Source organism: Streptomyces sp. NBC_01549 (assembly GCF_026339955.1).
GTDB lineage: Bacteria > Actinomycetota > Actinomycetes > Streptomycetales > Streptomycetaceae > Streptomyces.
Genome location: NZ_JAPEPW010000001.1, coordinates 2,138,613 through 2,163,974, shown reverse-complemented (window position 1 = coordinate 2,163,974; position 25,362 = coordinate 2,138,613). Strand labels below are relative to the sequence as shown.

Sequence of the window (25,362 nt, the reverse complement as noted above, 5' to 3'; positions counted from 1 at the left end):
CCGGTCGCACTCAGCGGATGCACACCGAGCATCCGGGTGGATGCGGTACGTTGGGGGAAACAAAGGGTCGTAGCTCAATTGGTAGAGCACTGGTCTCCAAAACCAGCGGTTGGGGGTTCAAGTCCCTCCGGCCCTGCTACACACACCTTCGCCAGGATGTGTGCGCATGTACGTACTGCAATGCACCGCCGTGCGGCTCAACCGGGCGCGGCACGGCCACGACCCGGAATCAGGTGAGGACGAGTGACGGACGCCGTGGGCTCCATCGACATGCCTGATGCCGAGGCGCCCGAGTCACAGAAGAAGGCCCGCAAGGGCGGTAAGCGTGCCAAGAAGGGCCCGCTGAAGCGCCTTGCCACTTTCTACCGCCAGATCGTCGCGGAGCTCCGCAAGGTCGTCTGGCCGACTCGGAATCAGCTGACGACGTACACCACAGTGGTGATTGTCTTCGTCGTCATCATGATCGGCCTGGTGACCGTGATTGACTATGGGCTCAACCACGCCGCCAAGTACGTCTTCGGCTGAGTCAAGAGCGAAGGGCGCCGTCACCGGCGCCCCTTTCGCGTGTTCCACCCCCATGTATCCAGGAAGAAGCAGCCACCGTGTCTGACCCGAACCTGAACGATGCCAGCGAGTCGGTCGAGTCCGTTGACGACGAGCTCGACATCGTCGAGGGCGCGGACGTCGTGGACGAGTTCGAGGCTGCCGATGCCGCCGCCGGCGAGCCCGCCGAGGAAGCGGCCCTGCACGTCGAGGACGAGTCCGGTGAGGACGTCGAGGACGAGGACGTTCCTGACGAGGCCCTCGCTGAAGACGCCGAAGAAGGCGACGAGGAAGAGGCCGAAGAAGAGGCCGAGCCCGTCGACCCCGTCACCGCACTGCGCGAGGAGCTGCGCACGCTCCCGGGCGAGTGGTACGTCATCCACACCTACGCCGGTTACGAGAACCGCGTGAAGACCAACCTCGAGCAGCGCGCCGTCTCGCTGAACGTCGAGGACTTCATCTTCCAGGCCGAAGTGCCTCAGGAAGAGGTCGCGCAGATCAAGAACGGCGAGCGCAAGACGATCAAGCAGAACAAGCTCCCGGGCTACGTTCTGGTCCGCATGGACCTGACGAACGAGTCCTGGGGTGTCGTCCGCAACACTCCCGGTGTCACCGGCTTCGTGGGCAACGCCTACGACCCGTACCCGCTGACGCTGGACGAGATCGTCAAGATGCTCGCCCCGGAGGCCGAGGAGAAGGCCGCCCGTGAGGCCGCCGAGGCCGAGGGCAAGCCCGCTCCGCAGCGCAAGCTCGAGGTCCAGGTGCTGGACTTCGAGGTCGGCGACTCGGTCACCGTCACGGACGGCCCGTTCGCCACGCTGCAGGCGACCATCAACGAGATCAACGCCGACTCCAAGAAGGTCAAGGGTCTGGTGGAGATCTTCGGTCGCGAGACCCCGGTCGAGCTTTCGTTCGACCAGATCCAGAAGAACTAGCTCCTTCTGGACGTACGTCTTCCGAACAGGTCAGACGGGCTCACGCAGCCGGTCTGACCTGCTCGGTTTTTGGCCGCGCATAGATACCCGTTATCGTTGTGCGGTATGCCTGCATCCGGGTCATTGGCTCGGCTGAAGGCAGCCGTCCGGGTTTCGACCCGGACGTAGGAAGGCGAAAACGAAAGAGGACCCGGAATGCCTCCCAAGAAGAAGAAGGTCACGGGGCTTATCAAGCTCCAGATCCAGGCCGGCGCGGCCAACCCGGCTCCGCCGGTCGGCCCGGCGCTGGGCCAGCACGGCGTCAACATCATGGAGTTCTGCAAGGCCTACAACGCCGCGACCGAGTCGCAGCGCGGTTGGGTCATCCCGGTGGAGATCACGGTCTACGAAGACCGCTCCTTCACCTTCATCACCAAGACTCCGCCGGCCGCCAAGATGATCCTCAAGGCCGCGGGTGTCGAGAAGGGCTCCGGCGAGCCGCACAAGACCAAGGTCGCCAAGATCACCCAGGCGCAGGTCCGCGAGATCGCCACCACGAAGATGCCCGACCTCAACGCCAACGACCTGGACGCCGCGTCGAAGATCATCGCCGGCACCGCCCGTTCCATGGGCATCACGGTCGAGGGCTGACACCCACCTTCGTAGGAACCATGCGGCGCGAGCCGCACGTGGCAGGGCCTGCTCGGTCCGTACCACGACTCCTCAGAACACATCAGGAGCAGTAGTGAGCAAGCGCAGCAAGTCTCTCCGCGCTGCGGACGCCAAGGTCGACCGGGACAAGCTCTACGCCCCGCTCGAGGCCGTCCGTCTCGCCAAGGAGACCTCCACGAGCAAGTTCGACGGCACCGTCGAGGTCGCCTTCCGCCTGGGTGTCGACCCGCGCAAGGCCGACCAGATGGTCCGTGGCACCGTGAACCTCCCGCACGGCACCGGTAAGACCGCCCGGGTCCTGGTCTTCGCGACCGGTGACCGTGCCGAGGCCGCGACTGCCGCGGGCGCCGACATCGTCGGCTCCGACGAGCTCATCGACGAGGTGGCGAAGGGCCGTCTGGACTTCGACGCCGTCGTCGCCACCCCGGACCTCATGGGCAAGGTCGGCCGCCTGGGCCGTGTCCTCGGCCCGCGTGGTCTGATGCCGAACCCGAAGACCGGCACCGTGACCCCGGACGTGGCCAAGGCCGTGACCGAGATCAAGGGCGGCAAGATCGAGTTCCGCGTCGACAAGCACTCGAACCTGCACTTCATCATCGGCAAGACCTCCTTCGACGAGGCCAAGCTGGTGGAGAACTACGGCGCCGCGCTGGACGAGATCCTTCGTCTGAAGCCGTCCGCCGCCAAGGGTCGCTACATCAAGAAGGCCGCGATCAGCACCACGATCGGCCCCGGCGTTCCGGTCGACCCGAACCGCACCCGCAACCTCCTCGTCGAGGAGGACCCGGCCGCCGTCTGAGCCCCTGGCTCACTCCGGTGACCGCGTCGCATACGCGTTCTTGACACGGGCCCCGCAACCTTTCGAGGTGCGGGGCCCGTCTCCATTCCCGGGTACGTGTGTCAGTGGGCTGCGCTAGCGTGCAGCTCTCAGGATTCGCATAGGGGTGGGACGAATGAAGAGCACGCGCATGCGCCGGGTGACCCTCTCGATCGCGTTGGTGAGCGCGCTGGCGGGAGTGGCCGCCTGCTCCTCGGGCTCCGGCAAGGACGACAAGGCGGCCGACAAGGGCACGACCCGCGTCAGCCCCATAGCGGCCCTCCAGTCCGCTGAGAAGTCCACCGACGGCGCCGACACCGCCAAGATCGAGTCCACGACGACCCTGGGCACGCTGATGTCCATGAAGTCTGACGGTGTCATGGGCTGGAGCGACGGCCTCACCGGCGACATGACGATCACGTACACCGGCGGCACGTTGGCCGAGACGATGCGCAAGACGGGCAGCACCTCCATGCAGGCCCGCTACCTGTCCGACGCCTACTACGCCAAGATGGGCCAGGCGTTCGCCAAGCAGGTGGGCGGCAAGCACTGGGTCAGGTACGCGTACGACGACCTGGCGAAGCTCGCGGGCGGCTCCGGCGCGTTCCTGAAGGACCAGATGCAGAACAGCTCGCCGAACCAGTCGGTGAAGCTCCTGCTGGCCTCCGGCGATGTGAAGAAGGTCGGCGACGAGACGGTCCGCGGCGAGAAGACCACGCACTACGCGGGCACGGTCAACGTCTCGGACCTCGCGGCCAAGAGCTCCCGCCTCACCGCGAGCCAACTCGCCGACCTGAAGAAGCAGTTCACCCAGGCCGGCATCACGACGGAGGACGTCGACATCTGGGTCAACGGCAAGGACCTGCTCGTCAAGGCGGTCTCCAAGGGCGAGTTGTCGAGCGGCACGATGTCCTCCACGACGTACTACAGCGACTACGGAGTGAAGGTCTCCGCCGTGGCGCCGCCGGCCGGCGACACGGCCGATTTCAAGGACCTGCTGAAGGCACAGGGCCTGACGCCGGGCAGCAGCGACACTTCGAGCGGGTCCGGCACCACGAACTGAGAGGCGTCGGCGCCACCGGCCGAGAGGCGCACTCGGCTGAGGCCGCCGAGTCCCAAGAAACTCAAAAGAATTCGCGAGACCACTTGAGCCCCTCTGGGTTACGCTCACGCCCAGTCTGTGAATCGTTCATCAGTTCCCTGGGGGGATCTTGAAGATTTCTGTGCGTGGTTCCGTGCGGCGTGGTGCGACGGGCGCGGTGCTCGCGGCCCTGGTTCTCGCGGGGGGTGCCGTCGCCTGTGGGAAGGGCGACGATGCGCCGAAGATGACTCCCGCGGCGGCCGTGGCCAAGGCGGCGAAGAACAGCGAGGCCATCACCTCGCTCAGCTACCGGATGACCGGCAAGGTTCCGGAGACGGGCCGTGTCGAGGCCCAGGCGTCGATGAGCATGAAGCCGCTGGCCATGAGCATGAAGATGACCGCCCTCGACCAGGGCGCCGACGGCAAGGTGGAGATCCGGGTCGTCGACGGGGCGATGTACCTGGGCGGGGGTGCGGCCGCCGCCAAGGAGATGGACGGCAAGAGCTGGATGAAGTTCGACATCTCCGCGATGTCCAAGGGCGCCGACGGCTCCGCGGGCATCGACGCGAGCAAGCTCTCCGACCAGGCCGCCCAGGACCCGTCCCAGGAATCCACCTACCTGACCGGCTCCAAGGACGTGAAGAAGGTCGGCACGGAGAAGATCGACGGCGTTCAGACCACCCACTACAAGGGCACGGTCACCCTCGATGAACTCCGCGCCGAGCTCAAGAAGAAGGACAAGGCGACGCGGGACAAGCGCGAGAAGAGCCTGAAGCAGTACGAGGAGCTGGGCGCCGACAAGCTCACGATGGACATGTGGGTCGGACCGGACGACCACACCAAGCAGGTCCGGGTGCGCGCCGCCTCCGACAAGGGCCCGCTCGACGTGACCATGGTCTTCCTCGACTACAACAAGCCGGTGACGGTCAAGGCCCCGCCGGCCAAGGACACCGTCGACCTCGCGCAGCTGATGAAGGACGCCCAGAAGGGCTGATCCGTCACTGGACTGCCGCTGAGCGGAAGCGCTGTCGAGCGCCGAGCCGAGGCGCTGCCCAGCGGATTTGCTTGACAGCTGCCCCGTCACGTACTGTTCCCCAGAAGCCAAAGACCGCTGGTCGTTGCCTTGCGCTCGGAAGAGGGCGAGGCGGCCGAAGGATCCGCTGAAACTGCGGACGACCCGCGTAGGTGACCGTGGATGTGTTCCCGGAGTTCGCTTGCCCAGCTCGCGGACGTACCGGTTGAGCTACGCCCCGTGCGCCTGCGCCGGGGCGTTTCGTTTTGCCCAGCCCCTTCCGAGCGGTCCTCATCACCCGGAAGGAGGCCGACGCTCTATGGCAAGGCCCGACAAGGCTGCCGCGGTAGCCGAGCTCGCGGACCAGTTCCGCAGCTCGAACGCCGCCGTGCTGACCGAGTACCGGGGTCTCACCGTGGCGCAGCTCAAGACGCTGCGTCGTTCGCTCGGTGAAGACGCCCAGTACGCCGTGGTGAAGAACACGCTGACCAAGATTGCGGCCAACGAGGCCGGGATCTCCACGCTCGACGACCTGTTCAACGGTCCGACGGCGGTCGCGTTCATCACCGGTGACCCGGTGGTGTCCGCGAAGGGTCTTCGTGACTTCGCCAAGGACAACCCCAACCTCGTCATCAAGGGCGGTGTCCTTGACGGCAAGGCGCTGTCCGCCGACGAGATCAAGAAGCTTGCGGACCTCGAGTCCCGCGAGGTTCTGCTCAGCAAGCTGGCCGGTGCGTTCAAGGGTAAGCAGACTCAGGCTGCTCAGCTCTTCCAGGCGCTCCCCTCGAAGCTCGTCCGCACCGTGGACGCTCTTCGTGCCAAGCAGGCCGAGCAGGGCGGTGCCGAGTAATTCGGCTCGCGCATTGACCGCCGCCTAGGCAGCGGTCGCAGCGGGCCGAAAGTACGCCCGCCTCACATGTACATCCGGCACCAGCCGAATTAGTGGAAGGATCGCCCATCATGGCGAAGCTCAGCCAGGAAGACCTGCTCGCGCAGTTCGAGGACATGACCCTCATCGAGCTCTCCGAGTTCGTGAAGGCGTTCGAGGAGAAGTTCGACGTCACCGCCGCCGCCGCGGTCGCCGTTGCCGGCCCCGCCGTGCCCGGCGCCCCGGCCGAGGCCGCTGAGGAGCAGGACGAGTTCGACGTCATCCTCACGGGTGCCGGCGACAAGAAGATCCAGGTCATCAAGGTCGTGCGTGAGCTGACCTCCCTGGGTCTGAAGGAGGCCAAGGACCTCGTGGACGGCGCCCCGAAGCCCGTTCTCGAGAAGGTCGCCAAGGAGGCCGCCGAGAAGGCTGCCGAGTCCCTCAAGGGCGCCGGCGCCTCCGTCGAGGTCAAGTAGTCCCACGGGCCCGCCCGAGGGCCCCTCGCGAGCTGGTACAGGGCCACTGGTGGGCCTGTAACGCTGACGCACTGAAGAGCGATCACCCAACTGGGTGGTCGCTCTTCGGCGTTCCTGAGGTCCGGTGGCGGCTGCCTTGCACTGTCGGTGGCGACGAGTATGGTGATCTTCGTTGTTGCCTCCGGCCGAGCCCGTGACGGGCTGCAAGACGGGCTGCAAGACAGGTTGCACGTGACGATCGCGGCACTTGCTTAGGGCATGGGGGGCCTTGACGAACCGCACGCAGCGCGCAATTCTCAGGACGCGTCGTCACAACGATCCGGATCCGAGGCATGGATCGGTGGCGAAGAGGGCAGTATCGATGTGCATTGAGGGCGTGGCTTGCCGCAGGTGTTGAGAACAACGATGGTCTCTAAAAACCGGGACTGGACATCAGTGGGCCTAGTGGCTACACTGACCCTTTGCGCTGCCTGTTAGCTGCCTCCTGCCCGTCACCAGGGGCATGCCCTCGCGTGAGCACCGATGACTAGATCATCCCTGACCTGGCCCTTTGGCTGAATCGGGAACGACCTGTCTCTGTGCGCACAGTGGGGGGCCGGTACGCGCGTAGTGAGTCCGAGCCCTCGGAAGGACCCCCTCTTGGCCGCCTCGCGCACTGCCTCGACCGCGAATACGAACAACGGCGCCAGCACCGCCCCGCTGCGCATCTCCTTTGCAAAGATCAAGGAGCCCCTCGAGGTTCCGAACCTTCTTGCGCTGCAAACCGAGAGCTTCGACTGGCTGCTCGGCAACGACGCGTGGAAGGCTCGTGTCGAGGCGGCTCTGGACAACGGACAGGACGTCCCCACGAAGTCCGGTCTGGAGGAGATCTTCGAGGAGATTTCCCCGATCGAGGACTTCTCCGGGTCGATGTCCCTGACGTTCCGGGACCACCGCTTCGAGCCCCCGAAGAACTCCATCGACGAGTGCAAGGACCGCGACTTCACGTACGCGGCCCCGCTCTTCGTCACCGCCGAGTTCACCAACAACGAGACCGGCGAGATCAAGTCCCAGACGGTCTTCATGGGCGACTTCCCGCTCATGACCAACAAGGGCACCTTCGTCATCAACGGCACCGAGCGTGTCGTGGTGTCCCAGCTGGTCCGCTCGCCGGGCGTCTACTTCGACTCCTCCATCGACAAGACGTCCGACAAGGACATCTTCTCCGCGAAGGTCATCCCGTCCCGGGGTGCCTGGCTGGAGATGGAGATCGACAAGCGCGACATGGTCGGTGTGCGCATCGACCGCAAGCGCAAGCAGTCCGTCACCGTTCTCCTGAAGGCTCTCGGTTGGACGACCGAGCAGATCCTCGAGGAGTTCGGCGAGTACGAGTCCATGCGCGCCACCCTGGAGAAGGACCACACCCAGGGCCAGGACGACGCGCTGCTCGACATCTACCGCAAGCTGCGTCCGGGCGAGCCCCCGACCCGCGAGGCCGCGCAGACGCTTCTTGAGAACCTCTACTTCAACCCGAAGCGCTACGACCTCGCGAAGGTCGGCCGCTACAAGGTCAACAAGAAGCTGGGCGGCGAGGCGCCGCTGGACGCCGGGATCCTGACCGTCGAGGACATCATCTCGTCGATCAAGTACCTGGTGAAGCTGCACGCCGGTGAGACCGAGACCGTCGGTGACAACGGCACGCAGATCGTCGTCGAGACCGACGACATCGACCACTTCGGCAACCGTCGTCTGCGTAACGTCGGCGAGCTCATCCAGAACCAGGTCCGCACGGGTCTGGCTCGTATGGAGCGCGTCGTCCGCGAGCGCATGACGACTCAGGACGTCGAGGCGATCACGCCGCAGACCCTGATCAACATCCGGCCGGTCGTCGCCTCCATCAAGGAGTTCTTCGGCACCAGCCAGCTGTCGCAGTTCATGGACCAGAACAACCCGCTGTCGGGTCTCACCCACAAGCGCCGTCTGTCGGCTCTTGGCCCGGGTGGTCTCTCCCGTGAGCGGGCCGGCTTCGAGGTCCGAGACGTGCACCCCTCGCACTACGGCCGCATGTGCCCGATCGAGACCCCTGAAGGCCCGAACATCGGTCTGATCGGCTCGCTCGCCTCCTACGGTCGCGTCAACGCGTTCGGTTTCGTCGAGACCCCGTACCGCAAGGTCACCGGCGGTGTCGTCACCGACGAGGTCGACTACCTCACGGCCGACGAAGAGGACCGATTCGTCATCGCGCAGGCCAACGCGCCGCTGACGGACGAGTTCCGCTTCGAGGAGTCCCGCGTCCTGGTCCGCCGTCGTGGCGGAGAGGTCGACTACGTCCCCGGTGACGACGTCGACTACATGGACGTCTCGCCGCGCCAGATGGTGTCGGTCGCGACCGCCATGATCCCGTTCCTCGAGCACGACGACGCCAACCGTGCCCTCATGGGCGCGAACATGATGCGTCAGGCCGTGCCGCTCATCAAGTCCGAGGCGCCGCTGGTCGGCACGGGCATGGAGTACCGCTGCGCGGTCGACGCCGGTGACGTCCTGAAGTCGGAGAAGGACGGTGTGGTCCAGGAGGTCTCCGCGGACTACGTCACCACCGCCAACGACGACGGCACGTACACCACGTACCGCCTGCACAAGTTCTCCCGCTCGAACCAGGGCACCTCCGTCAACCAGAAGGTTGTCGTGGACGAGGGCGCCCGGGTCGTCGCCGGTCAGGTTCTGGCCGACGGTCCGGCGACCGAGAACGGCGAGATGGCGCTCGGCAAGAACCTGCTCGTGGCGTTCATGCCGTGGGAGGGTCACAACTACGAGGACGCGATCATCCTGTCGCAGCGCCTCGTGCAGGACGACGTCCTCTCCTCGATCCACATCGAGGAGCACGAGGTCGACGCCCGTGACACCAAGCTCGGCCCCGAGGAGATCACCCGGGACATCCCGAACGTCTCCGAGGAGGTCCTCGCCGACCTCGACGAGCGCGGCATCATCCGCATCGGTGCCGAGGTCGTCGCCGGCGACATCCTGGTCGGCAAGGTCACGCCCAAGGGTGAGACCGAGCTGACCCCGGAGGAGCGCCTGCTGCGCGCGATCTTCGGTGAGAAGGCGCGCGAGGTGCGCGACACCTCGCTGAAGGTGCCGCACGGCGAGATCGGCAAGGTCATCGGCGTCCGCGTCTTCGACCGTGAAGAGGGCGACGAGCTGCCGCCGGGCGTGAACCAGCTGGTTCGTGTCTACGTGGCGCAGAAGCGCAAGATCACGGACGGTGACAAGCTCGCCGGCCGTCACGGCAACAAGGGTGTCATCTCGAAGATCCTGCCGATCGAGGACATGCCGTTCCTGGAGGACGGCACCCCGGTCGACATCATCCTCAACCCGCTCGGTGTCCCGTCCCGAATGAACCCGGGACAGGTCCTGGAGATCCACCTCGGCTGGCTCGCCAGCCGCGGCTGGGACGTCTCCGGTCTCGCCGACGACTGGGCGCAGCGACTGCAGGCCATCGAGGCCGACGTGGTCGCCCCGGGCACCAACGTCGCCACCCCCGTCTTCGACGGTGCGCGTGAGGACGAGCTCGCGGGTCTGCTGCAGCACACGATCCCGAACCGCGACGGCGAGCGCATGGTGCTCCCGACCGGTAAGGCGCCGCTGTTCGACGGCCGCTCCGGCGAGCCGTTCCCGGAGCCGATCTCGGTCGGCTACATGTACATCCTCAAGCTCCACCACCTGGTCGACGACAAGCTGCACGCCCGCTCGACCGGTCCGTACTCGATGATCACCCAGCAGCCGCTGGGTGGTAAGGCTCAGTTCGGTGGCCAGCGCTTCGGTGAGATGGAGGTGTGGGCGCTGGAGGCATACGGCGCCGCTTACGCCCTCCAGGAGCTGCTGACCATCAAGTCCGACGACGTGACCGGCCGCGTGAAGGTCTACGAGGCCATCGTCAAGGGCGAGAACATTCCCGAGCCCGGCATCCCCGAGTCCTTCAAGGTGCTCATCAAGGAGATGCAGTCTCTCTGCCTCAACGTGGAGGTGCTGTCCAGCGACGGTATGTCCATCGAAATGCGTGACACCGACGAGGACGTCTTCCGCGCGGCGGAGGAGCTCGGCATCGACCTGTCCCGGCGCGAGCCGAGCAGCGTCGAAGAGGTCTGACGGGAGTTCGGCGGGCCTTTGACCACCTGTGGAAAAGGTGACAAAGGCCTGCCGGCCCCAGGACCCCCGTTTCAGACCCCAAGACTTACAACCCTGAGAGGGATTGACGCATAGTGCTCGACGTCAACTTCTTCGATGAGCTCCGGATCGGTCTGGCCACCGCTGACGACATCCGTCAGTGGAGCCACGGCGAGGTCAAGAAGCCCGAGACCATCAACTACCGCACCCTCAAGCCCGAAAAGGACGGACTCTTCTGCGAGAAGATCTTCGGTCCGACCCGGGACTGGGAGTGCTACTGCGGTAAGTACAAGCGTGTCCGCTTCAAGGGCATCATCTGTGAGCGCTGCGGCGTCGAGGTCACTCGCGCCAAGGTGCGTCGTGAGCGGATGGGCCACATCGAGCTGGCCGCTCCCGTCACCCACATCTGGTACTTCAAGGGCGTTCCGTCGCGTCTGGGCTACCTGCTCGACCTCGCCCCGAAGGACCTCGAGAAGGTCATCTACTTCGCGGCGTACATGATCACGTTCGTCGACGAGGAGCGCCGCACCCGCGACCTGCCCTCGCTGGAGGCGCACGTCTCCGTCGAGCGTCAGCAGATCGAGAACCGTCGCGACGCCGACCTCGAGGCCCGCGCCAAGAAGCTCGAGACCGACCTGGCCGAGCTTGAGGCCGAGGGCGCCAAGGCCGACGTGCGCCGTAAGGTGCGCGAGGGTGCCGAGCGTGAGATGAAGCAGCTGCGTGACCGTTCGCAGCGCGAGATCGACCGTCTCGACGAGGTCTGGACCCGCTTCAAGAACTTGAAGGTCCAGGACCTCGAGGGCGACGAGCTCCTCTACCGCGAGCTGCGTGACCGCTTCGGCACGTACTTCGACGGTTCGATGGGTGCCGCGGCGCTGCAGAAGCGCCTGGAGTCCTTCGACCTCGACGAGGAGGCCGAGCGCCTCCGCGAGATCATCCGTACCGGCAAGGGCCAGAAGAAGACCCGTGCGCTCAAGCGCCTCAAGGTCGTCTCCGCGTTCCTGCAGACCAGCAACAGCCCCAAGGGCATGGTGCTCGACTGCGTGCCGGTCATCCCGCCGGACCTTCGTCCGATGGTGCAGCTGGACGGTGGCCGCTTCGCGACCTCCGACCTGAACGACCTGTACCGCCGCGTGATCAACCGCAACAACCGTCTGAAGCGACTCCTTGACCTCGGTGCCCCCGAGATCATCGTGAACAACGAGAAGCGCATGCTTCAGGAGGCCGTCGACGCGCTCTTCGACAACGGCCGTCGTGGTCGCCCGGTCACGGGCCCCGGCAACCGTCCGCTGAAGTCGCTGTCCGACATGCTCAAGGGCAAGCAGGGTCGATTCCGTCAGAACCTGCTCGGCAAGCGTGTGGACTACTCCGCGCGTTCCGTGATCGTCGTCGGTCCGCAGCTGAAGCTGCACCAGTGTGGTCTGCCCAAGGCCATGGCGCTGGAGCTCTTCAAGCCGTTCGTGATGAAGCGTCTGGTCGACCTGAACCACGCGCAGAACATCAAGAGCGCCAAGCGGATGGTCGAGCGCGGCCGCACGGTCGTGTACGACGTCCTGGAAGAGGTCATCGCGGAGCACCCGGTTCTGCTGAACCGTGCGCCCACGCTGCACCGCCTCGGCATCCAGGCCTTCGAGCCGCAGCTGGTCGAGGGCAAGGCCATCCAGATCCACCCGCTCGTCTGCACCGCGTTCAACGCGGACTTCGACGGTGACCAGATGGCCGTCCACCTGCCGCTCTCCGCGGAGGCGCAGGCCGAGGCCCGCATCCTGATGCTGTCCTCGAACAACATCCTCAAGCCCGCCGACGGCCGCCCGGTCACGATGCCGACCCAGGACATGGTCCTCGGTCTGTTCTTCCTGACCACGGACGGCGAGCTGCGCGACGTCAAGGGCGAGGGCCGTGCCTTCGGCTCGACCGCCGAGGCGACGATGGCGTTCGACGCCGGGGAGCTCGCGCTCCAGTCGGCCGTCGACATCCGCTTCCCGGTGGGCACCATCCCGCCGCGTGGCTGGACCCCGCCGGCGCAGGAGGAGGGCGAGCCCGAGTGGCAGCAGGGTGACACCTTCCGTCTCCGGACGACCCTGGGCCGCGCGCTCTTCAACGAGCTGCTGCCCGAGGACTACCCGTTCGTCGACTACTCGGTGGGCAAGAAGCAGCTCGGCGAGATCGTCAACGACCTGGCCGAGCGCTACCCCAAGGTCATCGTGGCGGCGACGCTCGACAACCTGAAGGCGGCGGGCTTCTACTGGGGCACCCGCTCCGGCGTCACCGTGGCCATCTCCGACATCGTCGTTCCCGAGGCGAAGAAGGAGATCGTCAAGGGCTACGAGGCGCAGGACGAGAAGGTCCAGAAGCAGTACGAGCGCGGTCTGATCACCAAGGAAGAGCGCACTCAGGAGCTCATCGCGATCTGGACCAAGGCGACCAACGAGGTTGCCGAGGCGATGAACGCGAACTTCCCGAAGACGAACCCCATCTTCATGATGGTTGACTCGGGTGCCCGAGGAAACATGATGCAGATGCGTCAGATCGCCGGTATGCGTGGTCTGGTGTCGAACGCCAAGAACGAGACGATCCCGCGTCCGATCAAGGCCTCCTTCCGTGAGGGCCTGTCGGTGCTGGAGTACTTCATCTCGACGCACGGTGCTCGTAAGGGTCTGGCGGACACGGCTCTGCGTACCGCCGACTCGGGTTACCTCACCCGTCGTCTGGTGGACGTCTCGCAGGACGTCATCATCCGCGAGGAGGACTGCGGCACCGACCGTGGTCTGCGTCTGGCCATCGCCGAGCGCGGCGAGGACGGCGTGCTGCGCAAGACGGAGAACGTCGAGACCAGCGTGTACGCACGTGCGCTGGCCGAGGACATCACCGTCGACGGCAGGGTGCTGGCCCCGGCCAACACCGACCTCGGCGACGTCCTCATCGACGAGCTGGTCAAGCACGGCATCGAGGAGGTCAAGACCCGCTCGGTCCTGACCTGCGAGTCCGCCGTCGGCACCTGCGCCATGTGCTACGGCCGTTCGCTGGCCACCGGCAAGCTGGTCGACATCGGTGAGGCGGTCGGCATCATCGCCGCCCAGTCCATCGGTGAGCCCGGTACCCAGCTGACGATGCGTACCTTCCACACCGGTGGTGTGGCCGGTGACGACATCACCCAGGGTCTGCCCCGTGTCGTCGAGCTCTTCGAGGCTCGTACGCCGAAGGGTGTCGCCCCGATCTCGGAGGCCTCCGGCCGTATCCGGATCGAGGAGACCGAGAAGACCAAGAAGATCGTCGTCACCCCGGACGACGGCAGCGACGAGACGGCGTTCCCGATCTCGAAGCGTGCCCGTCTGCTGGTGGGCGAGGGCGACCACGTCGAGGTGGGCCAGAAGCTCACCGTGGGTGCCACCAACCCGCACGACGTGCTGCGGATCCTCGGTCAGCGCGCGGTCCAGGTCCACCTGGTCGGCGAGGTCCAGAAGGTCTACAACTCGCAGGGTGTGTCGATCCACGACAAGCACATCGAGATCATCATCCGGCAGATGCTGCGCCGTGTGACGATCATCGAGTCGGGCGACGCGGAGCTGCTGCCCGGCGAGCTGGTCGAGCGTTCGAAGTTCGAGACCGAGAACCGTCGTGTGGTCCAGGAAGGCGGCCACCCGGCCTCCGGCCGTCCGCAGCTGATGGGTATCACCAAGGCCTCGCTGGCGACCGAGTCGTGGCTGTCGGCGGCGTCCTTCCAGGAGACGACCAGGGTTCTGACGGACGCGGCGATCAACGCCAAGTCCGACTCCCTGATCGGCCTCAAGGAGAACGTCATCATCGGTAAGCTCATCCCGGCCGGTACGGGTCTGTCCCGCTACCGCAACATCCGGGTCGAGCCGACCGAAGAGGCCAAGGCCGCGATGTACTCGGCCGTCGGCTACGACGACATCGACTACTCGCCGTTCGGCACCGGCTCCGGCCAGGCCGTCCCGCTGGAGGACTACGACTACGGTCCGTACAACCAGTAAGGCGTACGTCTGAAGTACTGAAGGGCGGCCACTCCGTTTCGTACGGGGTGGCCGCCCTTCGGCGTTGTCCGGTGCCGGTCGTCCGTGGTCAGCGGCTGAGCTGGAGGTAGGGCTCGAGTGCCTGGAGCCGGGTGTAGTTGTCCGGGTGGGTGGTCAGCAGCCTGGCCAGGCCGCCCGGTTCCTTGAGCTTCCTGCCCTGCGCCGCGGCCTGCGCCTTCACCGCGTCCTCCTGGGCCTGGAAGTGGTACAGGACCTGTGCCAGCTGGGGCGCGAAGCCGAGGTCCGCGGCCTGCCGGTCGGCACGCAGCTCGCCCTGGCGACCCACGTAGGCGAGCAGGTAGGGGGCGATGACGAGCGGAACGGTGATGTACCAGGCGGCGACGAATCCGCCGATCACGAACATTCCGATGAAGAGGTAGACCATCCCGGTCGCGGCCAGCGAGAAGACACTCGCGACCCGGATCGCGATCCGGGCGATGCCCCGCATGAAGGCCCAGGCGATCCGTCCTGGCAGCGAGTACCAGTAGCCGAGCAGGCCGGTCCAGGCGTGACCGCCGGTGTGATGGCCGAGTTCATGGGCGAGTACGGCGGCGAGGTTGCTGCTGGGAATCTCGTTCAGCGCGTACGTCGTGACCCCGACGACATGGCCGGCGGCCGCCACCGCGTTCAGGTCGGTGCTGTTCTCCACCATGAGCTCGTACGTGTGTGCCTCGATGCCCGCACGGGCGGTGACCTCGCGCCAGATCGGCTCCAGACGGGCCCGCTCCTCCGCGAGCGGCACCCTGAGCTTCATCATGTGCCGGGCGAAGGCCAGCTCGGTGGGCCGGTGGAAGACGAGCGCCCCGGAGGCCAGCCAGGCGAGGATGACCAGCCAGCCCATGGCCGTGCCGAGGATCCCCACGGCGAACGAGGCGACCACGGCGAGGCTCACCAGGAAGCCCGGCACCTGGACGGCCAGCTGCCCGATCGCGGTGGCGTCGGCCCCGCGCTGGTGCGCGGCCACGTGGACGCGGGAGCCCGCGTGCCGGTAGTCGAGGTCGTCGGGAGCGGTGGCCTCCGGCGGTGCTGGAGGTGTGGGCGGTGCGGCGGCGGAGGGCGTATGCATGGGGGGCGTCTGGGGCGGGATGTACGGCGGTGCGGTGGCGGTGGGGGGCTGTGGTCCGCTCGGGTACGTGGGCGCGGCCCCCGGGTGGGCGGGCGGAGCCGCGGGGTACGAAGGCGCGGCCCCGGCCCCCGGGTACTGGGGTGCGGCGCCCGGATAGGACGGGGGTGCGGGGGTCCCCGGGTATGGGGGTGGGGGAGCGGCGGCCCCGGGGTAGGGGGGCGGCGTCGCGGAGGCTCCCGGGTACGGCGGTGGTGTCGCGGCGCCTCCCGGGTACTGGGGCGCGGCGCCCGGATAGGACGGGGGCGCCGGCGTGCCCGGGTACGGGGGCTCCGGATAGGCGGGGCCGGGCTCCGGGGCGGCCGGGTCTGGCGGGTAGGACAAGGTGGGGCTCCTTCAGGACGGGGACGTCAGCCGATGAGCAGCCCGGCGGGAAGCAGCACCGTGCCCGCGCAGAAGGCGATCAGTCCGGTGCGGATCCACTGGTGCTTGCGGGCGGCGATACGGCTGGTCTCGGTGAGCGCCGCGGTGAGTCCGGCGGCGGGGTCGCGGTCGGTGTCGGCGAGAGCGGTCGCCAACTGTCCTTCACGTACGGCTTGTTGGATGTCTCCGAAGAAACAGAGGGGCCGGCCCGGGGCCCACGAACTGGCGCGGTACCGGGGGAGCACCGCGAGCAGCAGCGAGAACAGGGCGAAGGCGAGGGCCAGGGCGCCGGTCCACCAGACGGCCGTACCGGGCGCCGAGAGCGAGCTCGGCGACCAGTTCCGTCCGGCCAGCAGCCCGCTGAACACCCCCGCCGTCATGCCGAGCGCCGCCACCAGCACGGACGCCTTGCTGTCGGCCCGGGCGATCTCGCCCCGCAGCTCGTCCAGCAGCCGTTCGGCGGTTCTGGTGCCGGGAGCGGTGGTGGTCACTCCGGTCCCGTCCCGGACGACTCCGGGGGCGGGGGTGGCGGATAGGCGGAGGGTGCGGGCGGAATGACGGGCGTGGGGGCGACGGCCGGGGGCGGCGGGGCCTGGTCGTACGGGGTCCCGGCGGGGGCCGGAGGCTCGGCCTGGTAGGGCCCCGGCGGCACGGTTGCGGGCGCGGGCGGGACGTACGGCTGGTGGGACATGGGCGGCCCAGGCGGGTGGGACACGGGCGGCCCGGGCGGGGTGTAGGGGGCGCCCGGTACGCCTCCGGGGGCTGGAGCGCCGCCATAGGGCTGGGCGGCGGCCCCGTACGGCTGTGAGGAGTCGTACGGCGGCTGCGGTACGCCACCGGGTGGGGGCGTCGGCCGGCCGGGAACCGGGGGCCCCGGCGGGGCCTCTTGGCGGCTGTTCAGTTCTTTGACGACCCGCAGGGTGGAGCGGGCCGACTCGGCCTTCTGGTAGTCCTCCAGAGTGTCTCCGGCGATCAGCTCCAGCTGGCTCTCGATGGCGGAGAGCTGGTCCTTCTGGAGTGCGTTGATGACCATCCGGGTGTCCTCGGGGTGCGCGGCGAGGTGGAAGGCCCACTGGGCGACACCCCCGTGCTGCAGGTGGTACTGGTAGAAGGCGATCTTCTGGGCCATCAGCTCCTGGGACTGCGTCTGGCGCAGCACCTCCAGCTCGTGCAACTGCTCGGCCTGGCGCAGCCGGTACTCGTGCTCGGGGTCGAGCATGTCGGCCTCGTAGCGCAGCGCCCGCTTACGCCGCCGGTGCGCGATCGCGTCGTCGTCCAGGCGTAACCGCACCACGCAGGTGACCGCGAGCCCGATGCCGTCGGCGAAGACGCCCCTCTCGACCGCGTACTGGACCTCGGCCTCGGCGTCCCGGCTGTCCTCGATGGAGAACCGCCGGCTGACCGGCCGTGCGAACTGGTGGAGTTCACGGGTGAGCCGGGTGGGCACATCGCGTTCGCCGCCGGCCACGTAGGCGATCGGGTCCGAGACGCGCCAGGTCAGATCGGCGGTGGCGCTGAACGAGAACGCGTCGTCGTCGCTGGGCAGTTCGAGTTCCAGCTGTACCGGGTGGCTGCCCATGTCGACCTCGTAGACCGAGGTGTAGCGGCGGGTCGCGGCGTCCGTGCGGCTCGGCCGGTGTGGGGGCATGTAGGCGTCGTAGGCGCCGCCCACGGTGGCGAACACCAGCGCGTGGTCGATCGCGGAGACCGGCCGCCGGGCCGTGTAGTCGAAGCGGGAGATCGGCCGCACGGTGAGCACCGGGTCGATCAACATCGTGTGTCTGTCGGCCTGTTGCTGCCACTCCGGCGGGCGGCGGAATTCCGCCATGGGTCAACTCCTCGTAACTCTGTGTCAGGGTTTCAGGGTGTCGGGACGGTGGGACGCAGCGCGGTGAACAGACGGTCGGCGAGGGGCGGGCGCGGGCCGCCGTCCCGGCCGCGCAGGGTGCGCAGTTCGTGGCTGAGGCGTTTGTGGTCGTCCGCCGTGACGACCAGCGCGGGCAGCAGCAGCTCCAGGGCCTGGGCCGCGTCCGGGCGGTGCTCGGCCACGTACACCCAGGTGTGCAGGGCGTTCAGGGCGCCCCGGGTGTGGGCGCGGTCGCCGAGGGCGGTGCGCCAGAGGGTGGCGAGGTCACGGGCCGAGTCCGCCTGGTACATGCCGATGTCGGCGTACCACTCGACGAGCGCGCCCTCCTCCGCGTTGTCGCACGCCCGTACGAAGGCGCCCAGTGCCAGCGCGCGGACCGCGGGGGTGTCGTGGTGGAGCAGCCGGACCAGTTCGGAGAGCATCTCGCCGCGCCTGAGGCCCACGGAGAGCAGCAGGGCGGTGGATTCGATCAGGTTGGCCGCCTCGGCCGGGCTGCTGTTGTCGGCGCGGGCGCGGGTCGCGAGGGCGCTCAAAGCCGTGCTCGCGAGATGCGGGCGCAGCGGCGCGAGCAGTCCGAACGCCCGGATCGCGGTCCAGCGGCGGGCCCAGTGGGCGTCCGTGCACCACTGGGTGAGCAGGCGCAGGACGACGGGCGCGTCGAGGAGCTGGGCGAGCGTGAGGGTGTTCGCGGCGGTGACCCGGGGGCCGAACGTCTTCGACACCGCCCAGCCGTCGATCAGCAGCGCGACCGCGGAGGGCAGGTCGGCGAGCGCGAGCATGGCGGTGGCCGCGGCGGCCCGGGTCCGTACGACGGGACGCCCGTCGCGGGCCAGCTCCTTCAGCCAGGCGATCAGCGCGGGCCGGGCGGAGGGATGGCCCGTCCACACCTCGGTGAGCAGGGCGCGGGGGGTGTTCTCCTTCCGGAAGAACGCGGTGAACTGCGGCACGGAGCCCCATTCGGTCGTCTCGTTCCGCACTTCCCCCTCGGCGCGGGCCCGCGCGAGACGGGTTTCGGCGGCGAGCCCGAACACCGGGATCTCCGGCGGCTCTTCGGGGTGCTGCAAGCGCTGGAAGTGCACGAACAACTTGTCCGCGAGCTCGGCGGCGAGGACGTACGGCGCCCGGTCGAAGACGGCGAGCGAGATGAGGAAGGCCTTGTCCCGCAGCGTCGACTCGGGGTCGCTCAGCCACTCCCGGCACTGCTGCTCCACGGCCGCCTGACCGAACTCCGCGAGCCGGGCCGTGGCCGCCTCACCGCCGTCGAACCCGGCCAGCTCTTTCGCGAACTCGGCGGCCTCGGCGGGCTGATGGTGGCCCCGGGCGAGGAAGTCCCGCACCGGGGCGAGAGCGAGGAGGTCGTCGGCGTCGTGCGCCCGGTGCCTGCTCACATACGCGCGGACGACCGCCGACGCCTCCGGAGGCTGCCAGACGGCGGCGGTGGCCCCCAGCAGGAAAGGCGAGTTCTCGACGGTCACCACGAGATACCCGTCGACCTTCTTCAGCTGGTCGCGGGCCGCGTGGAGATGGGTGTCGCGCAGCGACCGGTTGCGGCTCAGCGGCAGATCGCGCAGGACGTGCCCGCCGGGTGCGGTGAGCGGGGCGCTCAGGGCCGCCGGGCTGGTCTCCGGCGAGAGGGCGTGCACGGAGGGCACGCCCAGGCGGTGCAGGAGCATCAGCGCGGCGGCGTGGCGGCCGGTGGCGTGGGCGCCGGCGAGGACGAGGACGCGTTCTTCGCGAAGCCGGTCCAGGGCGGCGACGTAGGCGGGGCTCTCGACGAAGACGGCGTCCAGGTCCTCGAGGTGGCGCCGCGGGATCTCTCCGGAGGCGTACGCCGCCGACGCCGCCGAGCCGTGGTGGTGGATCTCCGTCTTGCCGCCCATGAACACGTCACCGGCGACCTCGCCGCCGGACACGCCGTGCTGGGCGCCGCCGACCAGACTCCCGCCGAAGGACGAGGCCGAGCCGAGAATGAACCCCGGGGTGTGCGCGAAGAGCTCGCGCTGAGCCGCGCGCGCCTCCTGCGTCCGCTCCTGTTCCCCGTCTCCTTCCCCGTCTTCGTGCCGGGTGTCCGGTCCGGGGGCCGGGTGCGGGTCCTTGGGGTGTACGTCCTTCGGGTGTACGTCGTCGGGGGTCGGCGTGGTGGGGGGAGGCACCGTCACGCCGACTCACCCCCGGACCCGCCGAGGTGGACGTCTCCGGTGACCTGGCCGCCCGACACGCCGTGCTGGTCGCCGCCGACGAGGCTGCCGCCGAAGGTGGGGGCGCCTCCGTCGAAGTGGAAGACGGCGCCCGCCCGGGTTTCCGGCCGGTCGTCCCGCCTCGGTGCCGGACGCTCCCCCGAGCTGGCGCCCGGCACCGAGGTTCCCCCCTTCTCACTGTGGTCGTTGTCGGCGTCCGGCACCGGGCCGTGCAGCCAGGCCCGCAGCGGGCCGTTCTTGCTGTCCACGGTCACCGCGTGGAAGTCCTCCGCCGGGATGCCCGCGTGACCGTGCCGCACGATCCCCGTGTGCACGCTCTCCGAGACACACAGGGCGAAGTCGTCTCTCCGCTCCCGCAGGGCCGCGCGCAGCAGCTGGGCGTCGAGGAGGCGGCAGGCGTGGTTGAGATCGGAGCCGACCCAGCCGTCGTGCTCGTCCACGGCGACGTAGCCCGTGGCGACGACGCCCCGCAGCCGGATCTGTGCCGAGCTGGACGCCATCCGGTTGACCGCGTGCAGCTGGGTGGGGACCTCGGTGAGCAGGGCGCGCAGCAGTGCGGTGACGGAGGCGTTGGCGTCGATCAGCTCCATCACGGAGTCGCCCCGGTCGGCGCGCAGGCGCAGGCGTTCGTCGATGCCGGCGCGCTCCAGGGTGCGGTCGGCGACGTCGTACAGCATGCGCCGCAGGTACGCCTGCTCGATGTCGTCCCGGTCGCTGTACTTCTCGATGTCGAGCAACAGGATCGTCCGGCTCACGGGGTCGGTCATGGTCGCCTCTCGCAGGTGGTGCGGCAGTGGCAGAAGAGTGACGGGCAGGGTTGTGGTGTCGTGAGGGCGGATGACGCAGTCGGAGTGTGACGGCGTGCACAGAACGGGCGGTCCCTCGCCCCCGCCGCCCCGAGGTCTTTGGGGGCGCGGGGAACCGCGCGACCAGCCCCCACGCACCCGCAGCGACCCACCCGCCCAGACACCACACCCGGCATCAGATCCACCTCACCCCCGCGCAATCCGGCGCAGCACATCCGGCCGCACGATCACCAGCGCCCGGCGCCCGGTCATCACGACCCCCCGTTCCCGCAGGTCCTTCAGCAGGCGTTGGACCATTTCCCGGGAGGCCCCCACCGATCCGGCGAGTTCCTGTTTGCTCAGGGGGACGGAGAGCTCGATGCCCTGGCCGGTGCGCCGGCCGTGGGTGCGGGCGAGGTCCAGCAGCAGGATCGCGAAGCGCTCCCGCACGCTGAGGGAGGCGAACTCCAGGCGGCGCCGGTCCGCCGCCCGGGTGCGGTCGGAGGTGAGGCCGAGGAGGGCGAAGGAGACGGCGGGGGAGCGGGCGAGGAACTCGGTGAAGCGGCCGCGTTCGACGGCGACCGTACGGACCGGCTCCAGGGCCGTCACGGTGGCCGACCGGGGGCGCCCGGTGAGCGCCGCGGACTCCCCGATGACGTCGCCGGGGCCGCGCAGCGCGAGCAGCGCCTCGTAGCCGTTGGAGGCGGCCGCGGTCACCTTCGTCCAGCCGTGCGTGACGAACAGGACGTGCGAGGACGGTTCGCTCTGGTGCAGGAGCACCATCCGGGGCGCGTACGACAGCTCGTGACCGAGAGCGAGCAGCGCCGAGCGGTCCTCGCTCTCCAGCCGGGCCAGGAACGGCACCCGGTCGTCGAGCCCCCCGTCGCCGGGTAAGCCCGACGAATCCCACGAACCCGGTAAGTCCGACGAGCCCGATGACCCGGATGAGCCCGATGACCCGGATGAGTCCGGTGCGTGTGCTGCCGTCATGGTCCCCCGATCGCCGCAGCCGACCGATCAAGGTACTGAAGGCCACACGGCGGTGGACAGAGATTGCGCGGTACCGTCGGGGATCGGAAACTTTTGGGGACGAGCGCCCCGGGAATGCGCTAAGGCCGGCCCGACAACCACCCGTACGGGGGCACCGCGCTGACGTGGCGAGAAGTCCGGCGTGTCGCCCTGGACAGCATTTGTTTTGACCGAAGTCGTTGAGGTAGGTACGCTCAGACCTTGTGCCTGGGGTGTGCCCTGGCTCGCGTGCGTGCCTTCAAACCGCAAGGCGAGCCGTAACCGGCCACCGTAATCTGCGCCCTTTTCGCCTCGCGGCGGGAGTCTGCAGCATTCGACACACCCGACCGCGTGGGTCGGAGATGTTCCAGGTTAGCTTCACCATTCGGCACACAGAAACCGGAGAAGTAGTGCCTACGATCCAGCAGCTGGTCCGGAAGGGCCGGCAGGACAAGGTCGAGAAGAACAAGACGCCCGCACTCGAGGGTTCGCCCCAGCGTCGCGGCGTCTGCACGCGTGTGTTCACGACCACCCCGAAGAAGCCGAACTCGGCCCTGCGTAAGGTCGCGCGTGTGCGTCTGACCAGCGGGATCGAAGTCACCGCTTACATTCCGGGTGAGGGACACAACCTGCAGGAGCACTCCATCGTGCTCGTGCGCGGCGGCCGTGTGAAGGACCTGCCGGGTGTTCGCTACAAGATCATCCGTGGTTCGCTTGACACCCAGGGTGTCAAGAACCGCAAGCAGGCCCGCAGCCGCTACGGCGCCAAGAAGGAGAAGTAGAAATGCCTCGTAAGGGCCCCGCCCCGAAGCGCCCGGTCATCATCGACCCGGTCTACGGTTCCCCTCTGGTGACCTCCCTCATCAACAAGGTGCTGCTCAACGGCAAGCGCTCCACCGCCGAGCGCATCGTCTACGGCGCCATGGAGGGTCTGCGTGAGAAGACGGGCAACGACCCGATCATCACGCTGAAGCGCGCGCTGGAGAACATCAAGCCGACCCTCGAGGTCAAGTCCCGCCGTGTCGGTGGTGCGACGTACCAGGTTCCGATCGAGGTCAAGCCCGGTCGTGCCAACACGCTCGCGCTGCGCTGGCTCGTCGGTTACTCCCGCGCCCGTCGCGAGAAGACCATGACCGAGCGTCTGCTCAACGAGCTTCTCGACGCCTCCAACGGCCTCGGTGCCGCTGTGAAGAAGCGCGAGGACACCCACAAGATGGCCGAGTCCAACAAGGCCTTCGCGCACTACCGCTGGTAGTCGCTACCCCCATCGAGACCGAGAGAAGACCGAAGCCTTATGGCTACCACTTCACTTGACCTGGCCAGGGTCCGCAACATCGGGATCATGGCCCACATCGACGCGGGCAAGACGACCACCACCGAGCGGATCCTCTTCTACACCGGCGTCAGCTACAAGATCGGTGAGGTCCACGACGGCGCTGCCACCATGGACTGGATGGAGCAGGAGCAGGAGCGTGGCATCACGATCACCTCTGCTGCCACCACCTGTCACTGGCCGCTCGAGGACAACGACTACACGATCAACATCATCGACACCCCGGGGCACGTCGACTTCACGGTCGAGGTGGAGCGCTCGCTGCGCGTCCTCGACGGTGCCGTCACGGTGTTCGACGGTGTCGCCGGTGTCGAGCCGCAGTCCGAGACGGTGTGGCGTCAGGCCGACCGTTACGGCGTGCCGCGCATCTGCTTCGTGAACAAGCTGGACCGCACCGGCGCCGAGTTCCACCGCTGCGTGGACATGATCAAGGACCGGCTTGGCGCCGTTCCGATCATCATGCAGCTGCCGATCGGTGCCGAGATGGACTTCAAGGGCGTTGTGGACCTGGTCCGCATGAAGGCGCTCGTGTGGTCCGCCGAGGCGGCGAAGGGCGAGATGTACGACGTCGTCGACATCCCCGCCACGCACGTCGAGGCTGCCGAGGAGTACCGCGGCAAGCTGGTCGAGACCGTCGCGGAGCACGACGACGAGATCATGGAGCTGTTCCTGGAGGGCCAGGAGCCCACCGAGGAGCAGCTGTACGCCGCGATCCGTCGCGTCACCATCGCGTCCGGCAAGTCCAGCGACGTCACGGTCACCCCCGTGTTCTGTGGCACCGCGTTCAAGAACAAGGGCGTTCAGCCCCTGCTCGACGCGGTCGTGCGCTACCTGCCGACTCCGCTTGACGTCGAGGCCATCGAGGGCCACGACGTGAAGGACCCGGAGCTGGTCGTCAAGCGCAAGCCGTCCGACGACGAGCCGCTCTCCGCCCTCGCGTTCAAGATCATGAGCGACCCGCACCTGGGCAAGCTCACCTTCGTCCGGGTGTACTCGGGCCGCCTGGAGTCCGGCAGCGCCGTGCTGAACTCCGTCAAGGGCAAGAAGGAGCGCATCGGCAAGATCTACCGTATGCACGCGAACAAGCGTGAGGAGATCGAGTCGGTGGGCGCCGGTGACATCGTCGCCGTCATGGGCCTGAAGCAGACCACCACCGGTGAGACGCTGGCCGACGACAAGAACCCGGTCATCCTGGAGTCCATGGACTTCCCGGCGCCGGTCATTCAGGTCGCCATCGAGCCCAAGTCCAAGGGTGACCAGGAGAAGCTGGGTGTCGCCATCCAGCGTCTCGCGGAGGAGGACCCCTCCTTCCAGGTTCACTCGGACGAGGAGACCGGCCAGACCATCATCGGTGGTATGGGCGAGCTGCACCTCGAGGTGCTGGTCGACCGTATGCGCCGTGAGTTCAAGGTCGAGGCCAACGTCGGCAAGCCGCAGGTCGCGTACCGCGAGACGATCCGCAAGGCCGTCGAGCGTCACGACTACACGCACAAGAAGCAGACCGGTGGTACCGGTCAGTTCGCCAAGGTGCAGATCGCGATCGAGCCGATCGAGGGCGGCGACGCCTCGTACGAGTTCGTGAACAAGGTCACCGGTGGCCGCATCCCGAAGGAGTACATCCCTTCGGTCGACGCGGGTGCGCAGGAAGCCATGCAGTTCGGCATCCTGGCCGGCTACGAGATGACGGGCGTCCGCGTCATTCTTCTCGACGGTGGCTACCACGAGGTCGACTCCTCCGAACTCGCGTTCAAGATCGCCGGTTCGCAGGCCTTCAAGGAGGCCGCGCGCAAGGCCAGCCCCGTGCTGCTCGAGCCGATGATGGCCGTCGAGGTCACCACGCCCGAGGACTACATGGGTGAGGTCATCGGCGACATCAACTCCCGCCGTGGTCAGATCCAGGCCATGGAGGAGCGTGCCGGTGCGCGCGTCGTGAGGGGCCTCGTGCCTCTCTCGGAGATGTTCGGCTACGTCGGCGACCTCCGCAGCAAGACCTCGGGTCGCGCAAGCTACTCGATGCAGTTCGACTCCTACGCCGAGGTTCCCCGGAACGTCGCCGAGGAGATCATCGCGAAGGCCAAGGGCGAGTAACACACACCGTTTACACGCTTTAGGCTTGACACCGACC

Annotated in this window: 19 protein-coding genes and 1 tRNA gene; 14 read left to right on the top strand and 6 right to left on the bottom strand. The window is 67.8% G+C overall.

Translation table 11 applies throughout. The features are described 5' to 3' along the window. Window positions 1–63 precede the first annotated feature (63 nt). From OG819_RS09370 to OG819_RS09320, 11 genes are all read left to right on the top strand, one after another. Window positions 64–136 (top strand) — tRNA-Trp (locus tag OG819_RS09370). Window positions 137–243: 107 nt separating this feature from the next. Next, complete coding sequence (secE, locus tag OG819_RS09365; protein WP_067367170.1) at window positions 244–525, top strand: preprotein translocase subunit SecE; 282 nt, start codon at window positions 244–246, stop codon at window positions 523–525. A 77-nt stretch (window positions 526–602) separates the two neighbouring features. Beyond that, on the top strand, window positions 603–1,478 hold the full coding sequence (gene nusG, locus OG819_RS09360; RefSeq protein WP_266627540.1) for a transcription termination/antitermination protein NusG: 876 nt from the start codon (window positions 603–605) through the stop codon (window positions 1,476–1,478). Window positions 1,479–1,673: 195 nt separating this feature from the next. Beyond that, entirely contained in the window at window positions 1,674–2,108 is a 435-nt protein-coding gene (gene rplK, locus OG819_RS09355; protein ID WP_030359033.1) for a 50S ribosomal protein L11, read from the top strand. 94 nt (window positions 2,109–2,202) lie between these two features. Continuing rightward, window positions 2,203–2,928: a 50S ribosomal protein L1 gene (rplA, locus tag OG819_RS09350; RefSeq protein ID WP_266437302.1), complete on the top strand. Its 726-nt coding sequence runs from the start codon at window positions 2,203–2,205 to the stop codon at window positions 2,926–2,928. 154 nt (window positions 2,929–3,082) lie between these two features. Next, window positions 3,083–4,009: a hypothetical protein gene (locus OG819_RS09345; RefSeq protein ID WP_266648899.1), complete on the top strand. Its 927-nt coding sequence runs from the start codon at window positions 3,083–3,085 to the stop codon at window positions 4,007–4,009. A 148-nt stretch (window positions 4,010–4,157) separates the two neighbouring features. Next, window positions 4,158–5,021: a DUF1396 domain-containing protein gene (locus OG819_RS09340; protein ID WP_266648897.1), complete on the top strand. Its 864-nt coding sequence runs from the start codon at window positions 4,158–4,160 to the stop codon at window positions 5,019–5,021. A 337-nt stretch (window positions 5,022–5,358) separates the two neighbouring features. Further along, window positions 5,359–5,889: a 50S ribosomal protein L10 gene (gene rplJ, locus OG819_RS09335; RefSeq protein WP_266437293.1), complete on the top strand. Its 531-nt coding sequence runs from the start codon at window positions 5,359–5,361 to the stop codon at window positions 5,887–5,889. Between the two features lie 110 nt (window positions 5,890–5,999). Then, entirely contained in the window at window positions 6,000–6,383 is a 384-nt protein-coding gene (gene rplL, locus OG819_RS09330) for a 50S ribosomal protein L7/L12 (protein ID WP_266584822.1), read from the top strand. Between the two features lie 639 nt (window positions 6,384–7,022). Continuing rightward, a complete protein-coding gene (gene rpoB, locus OG819_RS09325) occupies window positions 7,023–10,508 on the top strand; it encodes a DNA-directed RNA polymerase subunit beta (protein ID WP_097285835.1) in 3,486 nt (1,161 codons plus the stop codon). 113 nt (window positions 10,509–10,621) lie between these two features. Further along, window positions 10,622–14,521, top strand: a complete 3,900-nt coding sequence (locus OG819_RS09320; protein ID WP_266437286.1) for a DNA-directed RNA polymerase subunit beta' — start codon at window positions 10,622–10,624, stop codon at window positions 14,519–14,521. 88 nt (window positions 14,522–14,609) lie between these two features. Here OG819_RS09320 and OG819_RS09315 read toward each other — a convergent pair whose 3' ends face one another. The 6 genes from OG819_RS09315 to OG819_RS09290 form a co-directional block, all read right to left on the bottom strand. Beyond that, window positions 14,610–16,007, bottom strand: a complete 1,398-nt coding sequence (locus OG819_RS09315) for a M48 family metalloprotease (RefSeq protein ID WP_266627548.1) — start codon at window positions 16,005–16,007, stop codon at window positions 14,610–14,612. 26 nt (window positions 16,008–16,033) lie between these two features. After that, entirely contained in the window at window positions 16,034–16,537 is a 504-nt protein-coding gene (locus OG819_RS09310; protein WP_266648895.1) for a Pycsar system effector family protein, read from the bottom strand. After that, window positions 16,534–17,874, bottom strand: a complete 1,341-nt coding sequence (locus OG819_RS09305) for a PE-PGRS family protein (protein WP_266627554.1) — start codon at window positions 17,872–17,874, stop codon at window positions 16,534–16,536. The genes OG819_RS09310 and OG819_RS09305 overlap by 4 nt, the downstream gene beginning before the upstream one ends. 32 nt (window positions 17,875–17,906) lie before the next feature. Further along, window positions 17,907–20,072, bottom strand: a complete 2,166-nt coding sequence (locus OG819_RS09300; RefSeq protein WP_266648893.1) for a hypothetical protein — start codon at window positions 20,070–20,072, stop codon at window positions 17,907–17,909. Continuing rightward, entirely contained in the window at window positions 20,069–20,878 is an 810-nt protein-coding gene (locus OG819_RS09295) for a hypothetical protein (protein WP_266648891.1), read from the bottom strand. The genes OG819_RS09300 and OG819_RS09295 overlap by 4 nt, the downstream gene beginning before the upstream one ends. A gap of 225 nt (window positions 20,879–21,103) precedes the next feature. Next, a complete protein-coding gene (locus OG819_RS09290; RefSeq protein WP_266584832.1) occupies window positions 21,104–21,760 on the bottom strand; it encodes a Crp/Fnr family transcriptional regulator in 657 nt (218 codons plus the stop codon). A 554-nt stretch (window positions 21,761–22,314) separates the two neighbouring features. Here OG819_RS09290 and rpsL point away from each other — a divergent pair. The 3 genes from rpsL to fusA are packed head-to-tail and all read left to right on the top strand — an operon-like array spanning window position 22,315 to window position 25,325. Beyond that, on the top strand, window positions 22,315–22,686 hold the full coding sequence (gene rpsL, locus OG819_RS09285; protein ID WP_003948652.1) for a 30S ribosomal protein S12: 372 nt from the start codon (window positions 22,315–22,317) through the stop codon (window positions 22,684–22,686). Window positions 22,687–22,688: 2 nt separating this feature from the next. Then, window positions 22,689–23,159, top strand: coding sequence for a 30S ribosomal protein S7 (gene rpsG, locus OG819_RS09280; protein ID WP_003992340.1), 471 nt, complete (start codon window positions 22,689–22,691; stop codon window positions 23,157–23,159). A gap of 39 nt (window positions 23,160–23,198) precedes the next feature. Beyond that, window positions 23,199–25,325 carry an elongation factor G gene (gene fusA, locus OG819_RS09275; protein ID WP_266437267.1) on the top strand — a complete coding sequence of 709 codons (2,127 nt, stop codon included), beginning with the start codon at window positions 23,199–23,201 and terminating at the stop codon, window positions 25,323–25,325. The last annotated feature ends 37 nt before the right edge of the window (window positions 25,326–25,362 follow it).